This window comes from Streptomyces sp. NPDC000151, from assembly GCF_040301705.1.
In the GTDB taxonomy this organism is placed as follows: Bacteria; Actinomycetota; Actinomycetes; order Streptomycetales; family Streptomycetaceae; genus Streptomyces.
This window is the reverse complement of record NZ_JBEPFC010000157.1, coordinates 1-16,911: the sequence shown is the minus strand read 5'-3', so window position 1 is coordinate 16,911 and position 16,911 is coordinate 1. Positions and strand designations below refer to the sequence as shown.

The window sequence follows — 16,911 nt, the reverse complement described above, 5'->3', positions numbered from 1 at the left end:
GGGCCGCCGAGGCGTCAGCCCGCTGCCGGCTGTCGGCCGGGGACCGGAAAGCGGCAGAAGCGATCGCCGAACTCGCAGACACCTTCGCCGAGTTGGGTGCCACTCGGGATGCCGCGCGCTGCCGCCGCGTACTGCGGGGGAACGGGGTGGTGACGCCGTCGCGCCGCGGCCGACGGGGTTACGGGGACGCGCTCTCGCCCCGCGAGCGCGAGGTGGCGCGGCTGGTGGCCCTGGGACACACCAACCGGGAGATCGCCGACGTACTGTTCCTGTCGCCCCGGACGGTGGAGCAGCACGTCGCGAAGGTGCTGCGGAAACTGGGGGTGGCCTCGCGGGCGGAGGTGGCGGATGCGGTGGACGTGGCGGATGCGACGGGCGCGGCGAGCGCGGTGGCTGCGGCGAACGCAGGGAGTCCGGCTGACACAGGAGCGTGACGCTCAGGACCCGATCTTCGGCCCCGGCAAAGGCCCCGCCCCGCCCCCTGACGACTACGACCGACCCTCCTCCGGCAAGCTGATGTGCAGCGGGCCGCAGCCCAGTCGGGCCGCTTCCTTCGCCACGTAGCGCGGAAAGAGGGTGCGGACGAGGTCGGCGTGGGACGCCTCGTCGGCGCGTACCAGGAAGGTGACGTCGCCGGTCTGGCAGGAGGCCTGGAAGAGGCCGAAGCCGGGGCGGTAGAAGCCGCGGCCGTCCTCCTCGTCGGCGACCTCGATCTGCCGGCCGTCCTGCATCGCCTGGCGCCGGTAGAGGACGGAGAGGCGGGGGTCCTCGACGGTCATCAGCCGGAGTCCGGGGTGGTCGAAGGAGACGTGCCGGTCGCAGGTGCGAACCGGGCCCGAGCCCCGCGTCACCATCGGGCGGTACGCGGCGGCCCACTCCTTCCCGGACGTCCGCAGCCCCTCGATACCGCAGAACGCGTCGGCCTTCTCGTCGAGGAAGCGAGTCGGCCGCGGGAGCCGGGGCACCGGGTCGGCGAGGGTCCCGCCGCAGCCCTCCCCCGCCATGTAGTGGTTGACGAGCTTGACCACCGTACGGGCGAGCCGGTCGCGCTCCGTACCGTCGACCACGTCGTCGTACACGGTCCAGTCCGTGGCCACGTCGATCACCAGCGGCCCGTCGCCGGTGCGCGACCTGCCGGTACAGCCGTCCGGTACGGCCAGCCAGGCGCGGGTGTCCGACGCCATGCCCAGCAGGCCGCCGCCCAACGGGGACAGCCGGGCGGACAGGAATTCGTCGGCCCACTGGTCGCCCGCACCCCCGAAGTGGGTGTCGAGCTCGTGGACCTGCGCGGTGACCCGGCTGCCATCGGGCGACTGCAGGACACACTGGCCCGACGGGCCCCTTGATCCGATCGGATCGCCGTCGAGGGGCGTGTCGGCGCTGTCGATGTCCTCGCTGCCGCGCAACAGCGCCGCCGCGTCGGCACTGTCGAGCGCGGACCAGCAGGCCCGTTTTCCGCCCGCGAACGGGCCGGTGTCCGTCTGCCAGGCCACGGCCGTACCGCCGAGCAGTACTCCGGCGAGCGCGGCGGCCACCGCGGGCCGCAGCCGGCCGCGCGTCAGCCGACGCCAGTGCCACCAGCGCTGCCGCGGCACGAAGGGCCCGGTACCGAGCACACCACCGCGGGCGACGGCGCCGACGCCGTTGCCCGAAGCGCCGCTCTCCGTCTGCTCGTTCTTGTCGGCGGTCATCGGCCGGTTCCCCCAGGTGCGGCGTCGGTGGCGGGTGCGATGGGTGCGACGGGTGCGCAACCCAGGCGCTGTGTCACGGCGTTGGCGAAGGCCGCGAAGTACCGGGTGGCCGGGGCCTCGCCCAAGGACGGGGCGGCGCGCAGCAGAAAGGTGGTGGACCGGCCCGCGCAGTCGGCCCGCAGGACCTGGTGGGAGTGGGCGAGGACGCCCGTACCGCGCCAGCCGCGCGCCGGTGCCGCGTCGCCCACCGCGCCGTCGAACAGCGCGTTCAGCCGCGGCTCGGCGACCATCAGGGCGTCGAGGACGGGGCTGCCGTCGCGGCCCCAGGTCCCGACCGAGCAGGACTGAAGGCCCCGGGTGACCGCCCCGACCTGGTAGCTCATGTTCTGTGAGGCGTCATCGTCGAACTCCATGCCCCGGATGCGGCACGCGCGCGAGAAGACGATCTCGTTGGCCTCGGGCAGCGTGAGCACGGGCGAGGTGATGCGCAGGGGGCGCGCGGGCGCGCAACCGGCCGTCTTCATACCGCGGTTGGCCGCCGCCACGACCAGTTCGGCCGCCGAGCGTGCACCAGCGATGCCGGCGTTGACCGAGGCCGACCCGTTGCGCCAGGTGAGCTTGGCCTCGGAGTCGAGCGTGACCGCCGTCGGCCGGCCGTCACGGGTGTCGCACCGCTTCGGCAGGACGAGCAGCGCCTGGCTGCCGTCGGTGGCGCCGGGGAGCCCGTCGGGCAGCGGTACGGCGCGGTCGCCGAGGTACTCGACGATCCACTCCATCCGCCGGGCTGCGTCCTCGGGAGCCGGCCCGTATCTGACCGTGATCTCGGTCTTGCGGGCCCCCGAGCTGTCGTCGGAGCGGAGCGCGACGGTACAGCTGCCACGCGGCCGCTCCGGCGTGGGCGCGGTCTCGCGGGCCGTCCGCCGGCCACCGTCCTCGACCACCGAGTCCCCCAGGAACTCGGGCCCGCTGCCCGCCTCCCAGGCACCCCAGCAGTACCGGTCCCGGTCACCCGGAAACGGCCAGGTGCCCGTGGCCCACGTCCCCAACCCGCCGGCGACCAGCAGGATCACGACGGCTCCGACCCACGCCTTCGCGCGCCCGCGCCGCCACCACTCCCCCGTCACTTGCGCCCCCTCGCCTCCGTGGGCGGCGATCCTATCCGGCGCGGACCGGTGCGCGGCTCACACGTCCGTCCGGATCACCACCACCAGCGTCCGTGGCCCGTGGACGCCCTCCACGCGTTCCAGTTCGATGTCCGAGGTGGCGGAGGGGCCGCTGATGAGGGTGGTGGGGCGGGTCGGGGTGAGGCGGGCGACGGTTTCGGGGATGCCGACCTCCACCGTCGACAGGTCGACTACGCAGACGTGGAGGTCGGGGACCAGGGTGAGGGCGCGGCGGCCCTGGTCGGGGGCGGCGTCGAGGAAGATCGTGCCGGTCTCGGCGCAGGTGGTGGCGGAGGCGGTCACCACCCCGTCCAGAGTGTCGAGTTCGGGGGCGGGGATGTCGGCGGAGTCGGGCTGCACCTCGCCGTCGTACGCGGTGAGCCAGGACGGGTCGAGGCCGGGCGGTACGCCGATGCGGCGGGCGGAGTGGGTGGCCAGGGCGGCGGCGATGGTCTCGGCGGTGTCCGCGGCCGTACACGTGCGCACCTCCGCCTTGTAGTCGACCAGGCGGTCGGTGAGGAGGGCGAGGCGGTCGGCGTCGGGCAGGGTGCGGCCGGTGCGGTAGTCGCGGGGGATCTCCACTTCGGGGGCGGGCGCGAGGGCCAGGGCGTCCCGGATACGGCCGAGGACGGTGTCGCGGGCGGTGGCGGTCATCGCTGGTCCTCCTCGGAGGGGTTGCCATCTGCGGTGGGGGCGCCGTCTGCCCCAAGGGGGTTGGATTCCGTACCGGTCGGTGTGCGGGATTCCGTACCGGTCGGCGTGCCCTCTCCCGTACGCTGCCGCACGCCCTCCTCCGAAGCCGCGCGCAGCGTCGACGCGCCCTCCTCCGACGCCAGCCACGCCCGGAAGGACTGGCGTGGTGGGGCCGGGGTGTCGCGGGTGGCGCTCCAGCCGTTGAAGGGCGGGGGGAGGTGGGAGATCTTTCCGTCCCGGCCGCCGAGGAGGCGGCCGGCGGCCGACGCCCGCTGGGCCGCCTTGTACAGCCCCGGACGGCCCATCACCGCGGCCGCCGCCTTCATGGCCAGCTTCTCGGGTGTCCGCCCCGCGGCCTCCGTGTGCTGGTGGCGGAGTTCGACCAGGAGGGACGGGATGTCGATCTTCACGGGGCAGGCGTCGTAGCAGGCGCCGCAGAGCGTGGAGGCGTACGGGAGCGAGCTGTTGGGGTCGTTCTTGGCGGCGTCCATGCCCGCGAGCTGCGGGGTGAGGACCGCGCCGATGGGGCCGGGGTAGGTCGAGCCGTACGCGTGGCCGCCGGCCCGCTCGTACACCGGGCACACGTTCAGGCAGGCCGAGCAGCGGATGCAGTTCAGGGCCTGGCGGCCGGTCGAGTCGGCGAGCGCCGCGGTGCGCCCGTTGTCCAAGAGGACCAAATGAAAATTCTGGGGCCCATCGCCCGGCGTCACGCCCGTCCACAGGGACGTGTACGGGTTCATCCGCTCGCCTGTCGAGGAGCGCGGGAGGAGCTGGAGGAAGACCTCCAGGTCGGCGTAGCGCGGGAGGACCTTCTCGATGCCCATGACGGTGATGAGCGTGTCGGGGAGGGTGAGGCACATGCGGCCGTTGCCCTCGGACTCGACGACCGAGAGGGTGCCGGTCTCGGCGATGCCGAAGTTGGCGCCGGAGACGGCGACGGGGGTGGTGAGGAACTTCTCGCGGAGGTACGCGCGGGCCGCGGCCGCCAAGTGGGCCGGTACGGAGTCCAGTTCGGGGTCGACGCCCGGGATTCCGGCGCGGAAGATCTCGCGGATCTCGTCGCGGTTGCGGTGGATGGCCGGGACGAGGATGTGGGAGGGCTTGTCGTCGGCGAGCTGGACGATCAGTTCGGCGAGGTCCGTCTCGTACGCCCGGATGCCCTGGTCCGCCAGGTGTTCGTTGAGGCCGATCTCCTGGGTGGCCATCGACTTGACCTTGATGACCTCCTCGCTGCCGGTCTGCTGGACGAGGCGGGTGACGATGGCGTTCGCCTCGGCGCCGTCCCGTGCCCAGTGGACGGTGCCGCCGGCCTCGGTGACCTTCGCCTCCAGCTGCTCCAGGAGCTCGGGGAGGCGGTTCATGGTGTCGGTCTTGAGGGCGGAGCCGGCGTCGCGCAGCGCTTCCCAGTCGGGGAGTTCGCCGGTGACGGCGAGCCGCTTGGCGCGGATGGTGTGGGTGGCCTTGCCGAGGTTGCGGCGCAGCTGGTCGTTGCGCAGCTCGTCATGGGCCGCGGCGGGGAACTTCCGGTCGCCGCGGAGGTTGCCGGTGCCGTACGGGGAGCGGGGCGGCAGCGCCGGCATGCCCAGGTACGTGGGGGTGCTCATCGGGTGGCCTCCAGCGGGGTGCTCGGGAGCGCGTACGGCGACGTGCGCGTGGACGCGAGGATCTGGGCCAGGTGCAGGGTGCGGGTACCGGCCTTGATCCGGGAGAGCCCGCCGCCGATGTGCATCAGGCAGGAGGAGTCGCCGGCCGTGCAGACCTCCGCACCGGTGCCGGTGACGTGCCGCATCTTGTCGGCGAGCATCGCCGAGGAGGTGTCGGCGTTCTTGACCGCGAAGGTACCGCCGAAGCCGCAGCAGGCGTCGGCCTCGGGCAGCTCGACGAGGTCGATGCCCTCGACGGCGCGCAGCAGCCGCAGCGGCTTCTCGCCGACCCGCAGCATCCGGAGGGAGTGGCAGGTGGGGTGGTACGTCACCCGGTGGGGGAAGTACGCCCCGACATCGGTGACGCCCAGCACGTCGACCAGGAACTCGGAGAGTTCGTACGTCTTGCCCTGTACCGCAGCGACTCCGGCGCGCAGGGCCGCGTCGCCGTAGCGCTCGGCGACGATCCGGTGCTGGTGGCGTACGGAGCCGGCGCAGGACCCTGAGGGCATGACGACCGCCTCGATCGACGGGTCGCCGAACTGCTCGGCGAAGCCGCGGACGAGGGGGACGGGCTCGCGTTGGTAACCGGTGTTGACGTGCATCTGGCCGCAGCAGGTCTGCTCCGGCGGGAAGACCACCTCGTGGCCCAGACGGGCGAGCAGGACGGCGGTGGCGCGTACCGCGTCGGGGAAGAGGGTGTCACCCAGGCAGGTGGCGAAGAGTCCGATGCGCATGGGTCTCCAGACTTGGGGCCGACCTATGAAAGGTCGGACCATACTAGCGCTGAGGCGGGCCGGGGGAACGGAGAGGGGGTGGAAGGGTGGGCCCTCAGTCGCCCGGGCGCTCCTCCACCAGCGTGCCGTGCAGCCCCCTGATGTGCCGTTCGACCAGGTCAGCGGCGTCGGCGCCATCGCCCGCGCGCACCAGGCGCAGCAGCTCGGTGTGCTCGGCGTTGAGCGCGGCAGCGGTGGCCGGCCAGTCCTCGGCGGCCTCCAGGGCGCGCAGGATCAGCGGGCGTACGGATTCGCGGACGGCCGAGGTGAGGGTGGAGGTGAGCGCATTGCCGGAGCTGCGGGCGATCTGGACGTGGAAGCGGGTGTCCAGGTCGTTGAACTCCGGCACGCTCACGTCCGGCGCGCCCATCCGCGCGACCAGCTCCGCCGCCTCGTCGAGGCCGGCCGCCGCTGCGTGCTCCGCCGCCGCGTGCTCCGCCGCCGCCTGAAAGCTGGAGCGTTCCAGGGTGACGCGGGCCTCCAGTACGTCCTCCAGGCAGTAACTGCCGAGGGCGAAGTGCAGGCGGAGGAGGCGGCCGAGCGCGTCGTCGGGATTCCGGACGATGCGGGCGCCGGCGTCGGGACCGCGGCCCGCCTGGGCGACCAGGACGCCGATCGTCTCCAGGACGCGGAGCGCCTCGCGGAGCGCGGAGCGGCTGACCCCGAGCACCGGAGCGAGCTCGCGCTCGGGCGGCAGCCGGTCACCGGCCTTGAGCTCACCGGCCAGCACCCGCTCCTCGATGCTTTCGAGGACGAGTTCGTGCGTACGGGACTGCCGTACGGGTCGCCACTCGACAGCCATCCGTCACTCCCTGGTCGGCCGACAGCTTCCACGAAAAACTATGTCACACGCCGTGACATTCCATGGCTGTGGCCGGACGGCCGCTGGCCGCGCACGGATGGCAGCGCCGGCCGCGGTCGGGCCGGACGCTTCCCCCTTCAATTCCCCCTGCGGGCATCCTTACCGATGCCCGTGGTCTCAGCCGTGCAGCCGCACCGGCAGCGATTCCACGCCGTACACGATGGACAGCTTGCGGAATGCCAGTTCCTGCTCCGGGACGGCCAGGCGCATGTTCGGAAAGCGCCGGACCAGTGCCGGGTAGGCGGCGCGGAGTTCCATCCGGGCCAGCTCGGCGCCGACGCAGCGGTGTATGCCGTAACCGAATGCGAGGTGCGAGGGCACGTTGCGCTGCGGGTCGAAGCGCTCCATGTCCGGGCCGAGCTTTCCGTCCCGGTCGGCACCGCTGAGCGAGCACAGTACGACATCGCCCTCGGAGATGGACATGCCGCCGATTTCCAGGTCCTCCCGGGCGAACCGGGGAAAGGCGACCTGGACGACGGTGAGGTAACGCAGCAATTCCTCGACGTAGCGGTCGGTGGCGTCGTCGCCGTCCTTCAGCGCCGCGAAGTGGTCGGGATCGCGGAGCAGGACGAGGGCGCCGAGCGCGAGCATGCTCGCGGTGGTCTCGAAGCCGCCGGTGAGCACGCCGTCGGCGAGGCCGGCCAGCTCGTCGTCGGTGACGGTGTCGCCGTGGTCCCGCACGATCTGGCCGAGCAGGCCGTCACCGGGGTCCTTGCGCTCCTTCTTGACGATCTCCTGGAAATAGGCGAGCGATTCCGATATGGCACCGAACGACGCGCTCGCACCGCTGAAAAGGTCGAAGCGGGCCGCGCTCAGCCGCTCGAAGTCCGCACGGTCCTCGTACGGAACGCCCAGCAGTTCGCAGATCACCAGGGAAGGAATGGGCAGGGCAAAGGAATGGACGATGTCGACGGGCTCCCCGGAGCGCCCGAGGCGCTCCATTTCCGCCAGCCGTTCCTCGACGATCTCGTGGATGCGCGGGGTGAGCCGGCCGAGCCGGCGCATCGTGAATTCCGGAGTCAGCAGGCGGCGCAGCCGCGTGTGGTCCGGCGGATCGGCGAATCCGAGACCGCCGGGGTTCTTCCCGGCGTCGGCGCCGGCATTGCCGACGAGGTTGGTGTAATCGGTACTGAACGCCTTGGCCTTGCCCAGCACCTCCTTCACCTCGTCGTATCCCGTGACCAACCACACCTTGGAGGCGAGCGGCACGGGAAGCACGCTCACCGGGGACTGCTGCCGTACTGCCGACAAGTCGGCCACCGGGTCAAGGCCGTGGCGACGCAGCGGCATGAGGGTGGACTCGGGCAAGAAGGGCATACGAGACAGATCGAAGCCCTTTTTCTGAGTCCGCGCGAGATATCTGCGGGCCAGCCAAGCGGTGACGCCCGAGCGGATTTTGGTCATGCCCGCAATACTGCCTGGCCGATACCCGTGCTGACCAAGCGACCTGGCAGCGAACAGGTAACGAGATGAAACGACCGGTACGTCTGGGACATCCCTCCGGTCGCACCTCCCGGCCCACCGGTGAGCCACCGGCACGGGACCGGAACATGATCGTCCTGGGTGGCATACGCCCGGCCTCTTGCTACTTTGCCTGGCATGACCGCGACCACGGCCGCGACGGCTGACGCCCCTCCTCCAGGCCTCCGGCTGCCCAGGCGCCGGGGCGTCGAACTGCTGCTGCTCGCCGGGGCGGTCCTGATCAGCGTCTACGGATACGTCGAGGTGGGCCTCGCCCAGCACGGCACCGTACCCGCCGGCGCCGCGCGCTACGGCGCGGGGCTGGCCGTGCTCGCGCTCCTCGGCCACCTCGCCGTCCGCTTCCGCGCGCCGTACGCCGACCCGCTGCTGCTGCCCATCGCCGTCCTGCTCAACGGCCTCGGACTGGTCCTGATCTTCCGGCTCGACCAGGAGACCCCGAAGGACCAGGCCGCGCCCACCCAGCTCGTCTGGTCCGCGCTCGGCGTGGCCCTGTTCATCGGGGTGGTGGCGCTGCTGCGCGACTACCGGGTGCTGCAGCGGTACGCGTACCTCAGCGTGGCCGCCGCGCTCGTCCTGATGATCGTGCCGATCTTCTTCCCCGCGGTCAACGGCGCGAAGATCTGGATCCGCCTCGCGGGGTTCTCCATCCAGCCCGGCGAGTTCGCGAAGATCCTGCTCAGCGTCTTCTTCGCGGCCTACCTCGCGGCGAACCGGCACGCGCTGGCGTACACCGGCCGCCGGCTGTGGCGGCTGCAGTTCCCCACCGGCCGGGTGCTCGGCCCGATCGTCGCGATCTGGCTGGTCAGCGTGGCCGTACTGGTCCTGGAGCGGGACCTGGGCACCTCGCTCCTCTTCTTCGGCGTCTTCGTCGTCCTGCTGTACGCGGCCACCGGGCGCACCGGCTGGATCGCCGTCGGGCTGCTGCTCGCCGCGGTCGGCGCGGCCGTCGTCGGCAGCCTCGAACCGCATGTGCACAGCCGGGTCGCCGACTGGCTGCACCCCTTCGCGAGCATCCAGCGGGGCGAGGGCGCGAGCCAGCTGGCCCTGTCGCTCTTCGCCTTCGGCGCGGGCGGCCTGCTCGGCACCGGCCTCGGGCAGGGCCACTCGGCCCTCATCGGCTTCGCCATGAAGTCGGACTTCATCCTGGCCACGGCGGGCGAGGAGCTGGGGTACGCCGGGCTCACCGCGCTCTTCCTGCTGTACACGCTGCTGGTCGCCCGCGGTTACCGCGCGGGCCTGGCCATCCGCGAGCCGTTCGGCCGGCTGCTCGCGGTCGGCCTCTCCTCGCTCCTCGCCATCCAGGTGTTCGTGATCGCGGGCGGGGTGATGGGGCTGATCCCGCTGACCGGCATGGCGATGCCGTTCCTCGCGCAGGGCGGCTCCTCCGTCGTCACCAACTGGATCATGGTCGCGCTGCTGGTCCGCATCAGCGACCGGGCACGACGCCCCCGGCCGGCCCGCGCGGACACCGGGGTGATCGAGCGGATCGTGGTACCGGAGGAGGAACGGCAACGCGATGGCGGAGGACACCACGGAGGCGGACACCGTGGAGGCGGCCGGAACGGGGGTGGCTCCCGGTGATCCGGCACATCCGCCGCACCTCGGCCTTCTGCCTGCTCCTGCTCGTCCTGCTGCTCCTGAACGCCGCCCGCGTCCAGCTCCTCAACGAGGACGAGTACGCGCACAACCAGGCCAACCGCCGCGCCGACCTCAAGCGCTACGACCAGCCGCGCGGCAGCATCGTCGTCGGCGGCCGGTCCGTCACCGGCTCCCGGGACAGCGGCGGCTCGCTGCGGTACGCCCGTACGTACTCCCAGGGCCCGCTGTACGCGCCGGTCACCGGCTACGCCTCGCAGGTGTACGGCACGACCCTGCTGGAGAACGCCGAGGACGACCTCCTCTCCGGCACCGACGCCCGGCTCGCCCCGCTCCCCCTGTGGACCGCGCTCACCCGCGAACAGCGGCCCGGCGGCGACGTCGTCACCACCATCGACCCGGCGCTGCAGCGGGCCGCGTACGAGGGCCTGGGCGGCAAGAAGGGCGCGGTGGCCGCCGTGGAACCGGCGACCGGGAAGGTCCTCGCGCTGGTCAGCACGCCCTCGTACGACCCGGGCCAGCTGTCCGGCAGCGGCTCCGGCACCACCGACACCTGGACCCGGCTCAACGCGTCCGCCGACCGCCCGATGCTCAACCGGGCGCTGAAGGAGACCTATCCGCCCGGCTCGACGTTCAAGGTCGTCACCGCGGCGGCCGCGCTGGAGCACGGCGTGGTGGACGATCCGGACGCGGCCACGAACACGCCGAGCCCGTACACCCTGCCCGGTACCTCCACCAAGCTCACCAATGAGGCGGGCGGCTGCGAGAACGCGAGCCTGCGGCGCGCGTTCGAGGTCTCCTGCAACACCGTCTTCGCGCACCTCGGCGTGGACGTCGGCCTGGACGGCATGGCGGACACCGCCGAGAAGTTCGGCTTCAACGACGACGGCCTCACGATCCCGTCCCGCGTGGTGGAGAGCACCTTCGACACGGACATGAACGACGCGCAGCTCGCGCTGTCCTCGATCGGCCAGTACGACACGGCCGCCACCCCGCTGCAGATGGCGATGGTCGCGTCCGCGGTCGCCAACCACGGTGATCTGCGGCGCCCGTACCTGGTGGACCGGCTGACCGACGCGCACGGCGACACCCTCGCGCGGACCCGCGCGCGCCGCCTGCACCGGGCGATGAGCGAGGACACCGCGAAGCGGCTGCGGGAGCTGATGACCGACGTGGTCACCCGCGGCACCGGCACGAAGGCGGCGATCCCCGGCGCGACGGTCGGCGGCAAGACCGGCACCGCCCAGCACGGCGTCGGCAACTCCGGCACGCCGTACGCCTGGTTCCTCTCCTGGGCGCAGGCGGACGGCGCGGAGCAGCCGGCGGTCGCGGTCGCCGTCGTCGTCGAGGACGCGGCGGCCGACCGCGCCGACATCAGCGGCGGCGGCAACGCGGCCCCGATCGCCCGGGCGGTGATGAAGGCGGCCCTGGACCGGTGACGCCGAGGGCTCGGCACAATGGCCCCATGACTGACACCGGCAACACCGCATCGCTCACGCTGTCCGAGGTGGAGGCGCTCGCGCGCCGGGCGCACGAAGGGCAGACCGACAAGGCCGGGCGGCCGTACGCCGAGCATCTGGCCGCGGTGGCGGCCGGGGTGCGGGCGCGCGGCGGCAGCGACGAGCAGATCGCGGCGGCCTGGCTGCACGACTCGGTGGAGGACGCCGCGCTGTCGGGTGAGTGGCTGGCGGGGGCCGCGCTGTCGCCGGCCACGAAGGACATGGTGCTGGCCGTGACCAAGCGGGCCGGGGAGCCGCCGGAGGAGTACGCCGCGCGCATCCTGGCCACGCCCGGCGCGCTGCTGGTCAAGGAGGCCGATCTCGCGCACAACGCGGACCCGGACCGGCTGGCCGTCCTGGACGCGGCGACCCGGGAGCGGCTGACGGTCAAGTACGCACGGATGCGCGGACTGCTCGGCCTCACCGGCTGAAGGGACCCGGCCGCCACGCTCCCCGGCCGCGGCCCGCCACCGGCCGCGGGCCTGTCCGCCTCACGGACGGCCCCGCACAAACATGGCCATTGCAGCTAACCTGCCGCGCATGAGCCCATCGGACGACACCCAGGCGCGCGTGATCGCTGCCCTTTCGGGGGCGAGCGTCCGCCGCATCACCACCGGCCAGGCCATCCTCGACGGCATCGACTGGACCGTACGCAGCGGGGAGCACTGGGCGCTGCTCGGCGCGAACGGCGCCGGGAAGACCACGATCCTCCGCCTCGTCGGCGCGCTGATGTTCCCCACCACCGGCACCGTGGAGGTGCTCGGGCACCGGCTCGGCACGGTCGACGTACGGGAGCTACGCGCCGCGATCGGCCTGGTCTCCAGCGCGCAGAAGGTACCGGTGGACCTGCCCGGACACACCGTCGTCCTCACCGGCGCGACCGGCACCGTCCAGCCGCTGTGGAAGAAGTACGACGAGGCCACGCGCGAGCGCGCGCACGCGCTGCTGACCGAGCTGGACTGCAAGGAGCTGGCGGACCGGCCGTACGGGGTGTGCTCGGGCGGCCAGCGGGCCCGGCTCCTGATCGCCCGCGCGCTGATGGCCGACCCCTCGCTGCTGCTGCTCGACGAGCCGTTCAACGCGCTCGACCTGCCGTCCCGCGAGGACCTGATCGACACCATGCACGAACTGGCCCTGAACCGGCCGGAGCTGGCGACGGTCACCGTGACCCATCACCTGGAGGAGCTGTCCCCGGCCATCGGCCACGCAGTCCTGCTGCGCGACGGCCGCGTCCAGGCGAAGGGCCCGGTGGAGGAGGTACTGACCGACGCCGGCATGACGGCCTGCTTCGGCCGCCCGATCGAGGTCAGCCGCCACGAGGGCCGCTGGCTGGCCCGCTCGGGCCGCCGCTGATCGCGGGCCCGTGGCTCACTCCCCCGTGCCGCCGCGGGTGATCGCCTCGGTGACCTCGGCGGTGCGGGCCGCCTCCTCGGCCGCGAAGCGTTCCGCGTCCAGCTTCTCGGCCAGCTCCTCGTCCTGGGCCATGAGCAGGTCCAGGTTGGAGTCGCCGAGGTCGAAGACGCCCATGTCGAGGTAGGCCTGCTGGAGGCGCTTGCCCCACAGGCCGATGTCCTTCACGCACGGGACGATGCGGCTGAAGAGCAGCTTCCGGAAGAGGTGCAGGAATTCGGACTGCTCGGTGAACTCCGCCGCCTCGGCCTTCGGTATGCCCCAGTTCTCCAGTACTTCCAGGCCGCGCAGCCGGTCGCGCATGAGGTAGCAGCCCTCGATGACGAACTCCTCGCGCTCGCGCAGTTCCGCCTCGGTGAGCTGCTTGTAGTAGTCGCGCAGGGCCATCCGCCCGAAGGCGACGTGCCGGGCCTCGTCCTGCATGACGTACGCGAGGATCTGCTTGGGCAGCGGCTTGTCCGTCGTGTCGCGGATCATGCCGAAAGCCGCCAGGGCCAGGCCCTCGATGAGGACCTGCATGCCGAGGTAGGGCATGTCCCAACGAGAGTCCTTGAGCGTGTCGTCGAGGAGGGACTGGAGATTGTCGTTGATCGGGTAGAGCATTCCGATCTTTTGCTGGAGGAAGCGGCTGTAGATCTCGGCGTGCCGCGCCTCGTCCATGGTCTGGGTCGCGGAGTAGAACTTCGCGTCCAGGTCGGGGGCGGATTCGACGATCCGCGCCGCACAGACCATCGCGCCCTGCTCGCCGTGCAGGAACTGGCTGAACTGCCAGGACGCGTAGTGCTGCCGCAGCTCCCCGCGCTCCTTCGGCGTCATCCGGTCCCAATATTTCGTGCCGTACAGGGACATGGCCTCGTCGGGGGTGCCGAGCGGGTCGTACGGGTCGACCTCCAGGCCCCATTCGATGCGCAGATCGGCGTCCCACTGCTTGTCCTTGCCCTTCTTGTACAGGGCGAGGAGGCGGTCGCGGCCGTCGTCGTACTCCCAGGTGAAGCGGGCGGCACCGGTGGCCGGCACCTGCCACAGCGGGTCGCCGGGGTCGGACACGTAGAGCTCGCGGGTGGACATGAGGAGCCTCCTCGAATCACCGAACGCTGCGGCGCGTCCGGTAGTTGGCAGGCTCACACGCTCCTTACCGGCGGGTCAATAAGTCGTGCACAGGGGATTGACGCCCTTACTGACACGCAGTCTCATAAGACGTGACCGCCGGTAACCCCACGAGCGAGGTACCCACAGCCATGACGACAGCTCCTGACATCAGCACGGCGGAGACCGAGGTCCTGCGGGACGCGCTCGGACTGCTCAAGGACCGTGAGCAGGTCGCCGAGCGCCTGCTGGAATCCTCCGCCAAGCACTCCTTCGACCCGGACACCGAGTTGGACTGGGACGCGCCGATCGAGGACGGCAAGTGGTTCTGGCCGCCGGAGCTCGTCTCGCTCTACGACACGCCCCTGTGGAAGAAGATGTCGGAGGAGCAGCGGATGGACCTGGCCCGGCACGAGGCGGCGTCGCTCGCCTCGCTGGGCATCTGGTTCGAGATCATCCTCATGCAGCTCCTCGTCCGGCACATCTACGACAAGTCCGTCACCAGCGCCCATGTCCGGTACGCGCTGACCGAGATAGCGGACGAGTGCCGGCACTCCAAGATGTTCGCGCGCATGATCCAGGCGGGCGGGGCCCCCACGTACCCCGTCTCCCGGTTCAACCACAACCTCGCGCGGGTCCTCAAGACCGTCTCCACCACGCCCGGTTCCTTCGCCTGCACGCTGCTGGGCGAGGAGATCCTGGACTGGATGCAGCGGCTGACCTTCCCGGACGAGCGGGTGCAGACCCTCGTACGCGGCGTCACCCGCATCCACGTCGTGGAGGAGGCCCGGCACGTCCGGTACGCCCGCGAGGAGCTGCGCCGCCAGATGGTCCGCGCGCCGCGCTGGGAGCAGGAGCTGACCCGGATCTCCTCCGGCGAGGCAGCGCGCGTCTTCTCCGTGGCCTTCGTCAACCCGCAGGTGTACACGAACGTCGGCCTGGACCGCCGGGAGGCCGTCGCGCAGGTGAAGGCCAGCGGCCACCGCCGCGAGGTCATGCAGAGCGGCGCCAAGCGGCTCACCGACTTCCTGGACGAGATCGGCGTCATGCGCGGCGTGGGCCGCAAGCTCTGGAAGAGCTCCGGCCTGCTGGCGTGAGGCGAGCCGGGCCGCGCCGCTCAGCCGCGCAGGTGCGCCAGTACGGACCGCACCGCGCGGTCCACGGCCCCGCGCGCCTGCTCGGTGTGGTCCCTGGTCTCGAACCCGTGGTGGCCCAGCGGGATGTCGACCACCTCGACCTCGGCCCCGCAGTCCGCGGCGGCGGTCAGGAACTCCTCGACCGTCGCCGCGATCTCCGGGTGCTCCCGCCCCACCCTGGTCAGTACGATCGGCAGCCGCCCCGCGCCGCGCACCGCCGCCGCGGGGCGGAACCGTGACGCGCCGAGCCCCCAGCTCGGCAGCGGCGCGAGGATCGGATAGCTGGCCGCCACGCACCGCAGCCACGGCGGGGGCGCCGCGAGCCAGTCCGCCGTCAGCAGCCCGCCCGCGGAGAGGTGCCACAGCGCGATGCGGTCTTCGTCGACACGCGGATCGGCCCGTACCACGTCGATCGCCTCGGCGAGGTCCTCGGCGGCACGCGGGTAATCGGTGAGGGCGTGCAGCCGGTGATCGAGCGTGACGCCGATCGCGCCCAGGCCCGCGACGTACCCTCCGTAGCCGACGAAGGTGGGCCAGTCGCGCGGCGTCGGGTCGATGCCGGGAGGCACCGGGCCGCCGTGCACGAACACCACCGCGGGGCGCGGGCGGTCGGCCTCCGCCGGGTGGGCGGGCAGGTCGTCCGGCAGGTACAGGTCGACCCGTCCGAGGCGCTCGCGGCGCCGCTCCGGCACGTCCACGAGGAACGGCCGGAGGTGTGCGGGCTGTTCGGTCAGCGTCGCGGCCAGCCGGTGCCCTTCTCCCGCCGCGGCCTTCAGCAGGACCTCGGCCAGTTCGTCGGGCGCGGAGAGCATCGGCCAGTGCCCGGTGCCGAGTTCGAAGAAGGTCACCCGGGGATCGACGAGCGCCTTGAGGCGCGGGTCCCCGAGTCCCACGATCTGCTCGACCACGGCGATGCTGTTCCCGTTGGCGGTGCAGAAGACACCGGTCGTGGGCAGCGCGGCGACCGTCTCCGGGAGCCGGAGCGGCTGGGTGAGCGTGCCGCGCGGCTGTGGTGCGGCGAGGCGCGTCAGCCGTGCCAGGGCGGCTTCGGAGAGGCCGGCGGTGCTGCCCCAGCGCTGCCACTCGTCCGCCGCCGGCGGGGGCACCCGCCAGTCCTCGGCCGGCCCGTCCTCGCCCAGCAGCCGGTCGCGGACCGCCTGGTCCGGCACCAACTGGAGCGCCGGGTCGCCGTCCTGGGGCATCCCCGCGTCCAAGTACACGATCCGGGCGATCCGCTCCGGGCGCCGGCCGGCCGCGCCGAGCACCGGGTGGATGCCGTAGCAGTGGCCGACGAGCACGACCTCCGGCGCCGCCACCTGGTCCAGCAGCCGCACCAGATCCTCGACGTGCGTCTCCAGGTCCGTGTCCGGGCCCGCGAGGTGGCGGCGGTCCCCCATGCCGGTGAGCGTCACCGGGTACACCTCGGCACCCGAATCGCGCAGCCGGGCGGCCACCTCCCGCCACACCCAGCCACCGGTGTAACTGCCCGACACCAGGACGAATGCCGTCATCAACGTCTCCTCGCGCGCCTCGGTCCCCCGCGCCCGGCCCCGTCGGCCGGCCGCGCTCGCCGGTACCGTAGGAGCTCCCCCTGAGGGAGGTTCAAGCCTTGGTGTCCGACCACATGTGGAGCATCGGCGAGCTCGCGGAGCAGGCGGGCGTCACCGTCAAGACCGTCCGCTTCTACTCGGACCGCGGCCTGCTGCCCGAGGCGGCGCGCAGCGCCGGGGGCCACCGCCGGTACGGGCCCGAGGCGCTCGACCGGCTCCGCCTGATCCGCCGCTTCATACCGTACGGCGGGGTCGTGCTCAGGCATGTCAAGGGCTCCTCACCCAAGAGAGCGATGTTCCGGCAGTCACTCAACTCGACCTCGC

The 16,911-nt window shown here is 72.2% G+C and carries 16 protein-coding genes; 7 read left to right on the top strand and 9 right to left on the bottom strand.

Translation table 11 applies throughout. The features are described from left to right. Positions 1-434: helix-turn-helix domain-containing protein (locus tag ABT381_RS30260; RefSeq protein WP_351599771.1), on the top strand; the 434-nt coding region annotated here is incomplete at its 5' end. A gap of 54 nt (positions 435-488) precedes the next feature. Here the strand turns inward: ABT381_RS30260 and ABT381_RS30255 are convergent. The 7 genes from ABT381_RS30255 to ABT381_RS30225 all read right to left on the bottom strand — a co-directional run bounded on the left by ABT381_RS30255 (position 489) and on the right by ABT381_RS30225 (position 8,232). Next, entirely contained in the window at positions 489-1,691 is a 1,203-nt protein-coding gene (locus ABT381_RS30255; protein WP_351599770.1) for a hypothetical protein, read from the bottom strand. Next, entirely contained in the window at positions 1,688-2,815 is a 1,128-nt protein-coding gene (locus ABT381_RS30250; RefSeq protein WP_351599769.1) for a hypothetical protein, read from the bottom strand. Before ABT381_RS30250 ends, ABT381_RS30255 begins: the two co-directional genes overlap by 4 nt. Positions 2,816-2,872: 57 nt before the next feature. Beyond that, complete coding sequence (locus ABT381_RS30245) at positions 2,873-3,508, bottom strand: LutC/YkgG family protein (protein WP_351599768.1); 636 nt, start codon at positions 3,506-3,508, stop codon at positions 2,873-2,875. Beyond that, positions 3,505-5,151, bottom strand: coding sequence for a lactate utilization protein B (locus tag ABT381_RS30240; RefSeq protein ID WP_351599767.1), 1,647 nt, complete (start codon positions 5,149-5,151; stop codon positions 3,505-3,507). Before ABT381_RS30240 ends, ABT381_RS30245 begins: the two co-directional genes overlap by 4 nt. Then, positions 5,148-5,927 carry a (Fe-S)-binding protein gene (locus tag ABT381_RS30235; RefSeq protein WP_351599766.1) on the bottom strand — a complete coding sequence of 260 codons (780 nt, stop codon included), beginning with the start codon at positions 5,925-5,927 and terminating at the stop codon, positions 5,148-5,150. Before ABT381_RS30235 ends, ABT381_RS30240 begins: the two co-directional genes overlap by 4 nt. 94 nt (positions 5,928-6,021) lie before the next feature. Continuing rightward, positions 6,022-6,768 carry a FadR/GntR family transcriptional regulator gene (locus ABT381_RS30230; protein WP_351599765.1) on the bottom strand — a complete coding sequence of 249 codons (747 nt, stop codon included), beginning with the start codon at positions 6,766-6,768 and terminating at the stop codon, positions 6,022-6,024. Between the two features lie 177 nt (positions 6,769-6,945). Beyond that, positions 6,946-8,232: a cytochrome P450 gene (locus ABT381_RS30225; protein ID WP_351599764.1), complete on the bottom strand. Its 1,287-nt coding sequence runs from the start codon at positions 8,230-8,232 to the stop codon at positions 6,946-6,948. Between the two features lie 195 nt (positions 8,233-8,427). Between ABT381_RS30225 and ABT381_RS30220 the strand changes: the two genes are divergently transcribed. From ABT381_RS30220 to ABT381_RS30205, 4 genes are all read left to right on the top strand, one after another. Continuing rightward, the gene (locus ABT381_RS30220; RefSeq protein ID WP_351599763.1) at positions 8,428-9,891 is read left to right on the top strand and encodes an FtsW/RodA/SpoVE family cell cycle protein; all 1,464 of its coding nucleotides are present in this window, start codon (positions 8,428-8,430) and stop codon (positions 9,889-9,891) included. After that, complete coding sequence (locus ABT381_RS30215) at positions 9,888-11,345, top strand: peptidoglycan D,D-transpeptidase FtsI family protein (RefSeq protein WP_351599762.1); 1,458 nt, start codon at positions 9,888-9,890, stop codon at positions 11,343-11,345. Before ABT381_RS30220 ends, ABT381_RS30215 begins: the two co-directional genes overlap by 4 nt. A 26-nt stretch (positions 11,346-11,371) precedes the next feature. Then, complete coding sequence (locus tag ABT381_RS30210; protein WP_351599761.1) at positions 11,372-11,836, top strand: HD domain-containing protein; 465 nt, start codon at positions 11,372-11,374, stop codon at positions 11,834-11,836. Between the two features lie 109 nt (positions 11,837-11,945). Next, a complete protein-coding gene (locus ABT381_RS30205) occupies positions 11,946-12,758 on the top strand; it encodes an ABC transporter ATP-binding protein (RefSeq protein WP_351599760.1) in 813 nt (270 codons plus the stop codon). Positions 12,759-12,773: 15 nt separating this feature from the next. Here ABT381_RS30205 and ABT381_RS30200 read toward each other — a convergent pair whose 3' ends face one another. Then, positions 12,774-13,883, bottom strand: a complete 1,110-nt coding sequence (locus ABT381_RS30200) for a ferritin-like domain-containing protein (RefSeq protein ID WP_351599759.1) — start codon at positions 13,881-13,883, stop codon at positions 12,774-12,776. A 170-nt stretch (positions 13,884-14,053) separates the two neighbouring features. Between ABT381_RS30200 and ABT381_RS30195 the strand changes: the two genes are divergently transcribed. Continuing rightward, entirely contained in the window at positions 14,054-14,998 is a 945-nt protein-coding gene (locus ABT381_RS30195; protein ID WP_351599758.1) for an AurF N-oxygenase family protein, read from the top strand. A 20-nt stretch (positions 14,999-15,018) separates the two neighbouring features. Here ABT381_RS30195 and ABT381_RS30190 read toward each other — a convergent pair whose 3' ends face one another. Beyond that, complete coding sequence (locus tag ABT381_RS30190; protein ID WP_351599757.1) at positions 15,019-16,548, bottom strand: alpha/beta fold hydrolase; 1,530 nt, start codon at positions 16,546-16,548, stop codon at positions 15,019-15,021. A 113-nt stretch (positions 16,549-16,661) separates the two neighbouring features. Between ABT381_RS30190 and ABT381_RS30185 the strand changes: the two genes are divergently transcribed. Further along, positions 16,662-16,911, top strand: a 250-nt coding sequence (locus ABT381_RS30185) for a MerR family transcriptional regulator (RefSeq protein WP_351599772.1), incomplete at its 3' end; no start/stop codon positions are given.

Excerpts from the sequence above, each read along its gene's own strand:
- ABT381_RS30200 (WP_351599759.1), bottom strand. The coding sequence starts at position 13,883 with ATGTCCACCCGCGAGCTCTACGTGTCCGACCCCGGCGACCCGCTGTGG.
- ABT381_RS30220 (WP_351599763.1), top strand. The coding sequence starts at position 8,428 with ATGACCGCGACCACGGCCGCGACGGCTGACGCCCCTCCTCCAGGCCTC.
- ABT381_RS30240 (WP_351599767.1), bottom strand. The coding sequence starts at position 5,151 with ATGAGCACCCCCACGTACCTGGGCATGCCGGCGCTGCCGCCCCGCTCC.
- ABT381_RS30255 (WP_351599770.1), bottom strand. The coding sequence starts at position 1,691 with ATGACCGCCGACAAGAACGAGCAGACGGAGAGCGGCGCTTCGGGCAAC.
- ABT381_RS30225 (WP_351599764.1), bottom strand. The coding sequence starts at position 8,232 with ATGACCAAAATCCGCTCGGGCGTCACCGCTTGGCTGGCCCGCAGATAT.
- ABT381_RS30205 (WP_351599760.1), top strand. The coding sequence starts at position 11,946 with ATGAGCCCATCGGACGACACCCAGGCGCGCGTGATCGCTGCCCTTTCG.
- ABT381_RS30210 (WP_351599761.1), top strand. The coding sequence starts at position 11,372 with ATGACTGACACCGGCAACACCGCATCGCTCACGCTGTCCGAGGTGGAG.
- ABT381_RS30195 (WP_351599758.1), top strand. The coding sequence starts at position 14,054 with ATGACGACAGCTCCTGACATCAGCACGGCGGAGACCGAGGTCCTGCGG.
- ABT381_RS30230 (WP_351599765.1), bottom strand. The coding sequence starts at position 6,768 with ATGGCTGTCGAGTGGCGACCCGTACGGCAGTCCCGTACGCACGAACTC.
- ABT381_RS30190 (WP_351599757.1), bottom strand. The coding sequence starts at position 16,548 with ATGACGGCATTCGTCCTGGTGTCGGGCAGTTACACCGGTGGCTGGGTG.
- ABT381_RS30245 (WP_351599768.1), bottom strand. The coding sequence starts at position 3,508 with ATGACCGCCACCGCCCGCGACACCGTCCTCGGCCGTATCCGGGACGCC.
- ABT381_RS30235 (WP_351599766.1), bottom strand. The coding sequence starts at position 5,927 with ATGCGCATCGGACTCTTCGCCACCTGCCTGGGTGACACCCTCTTCCCC.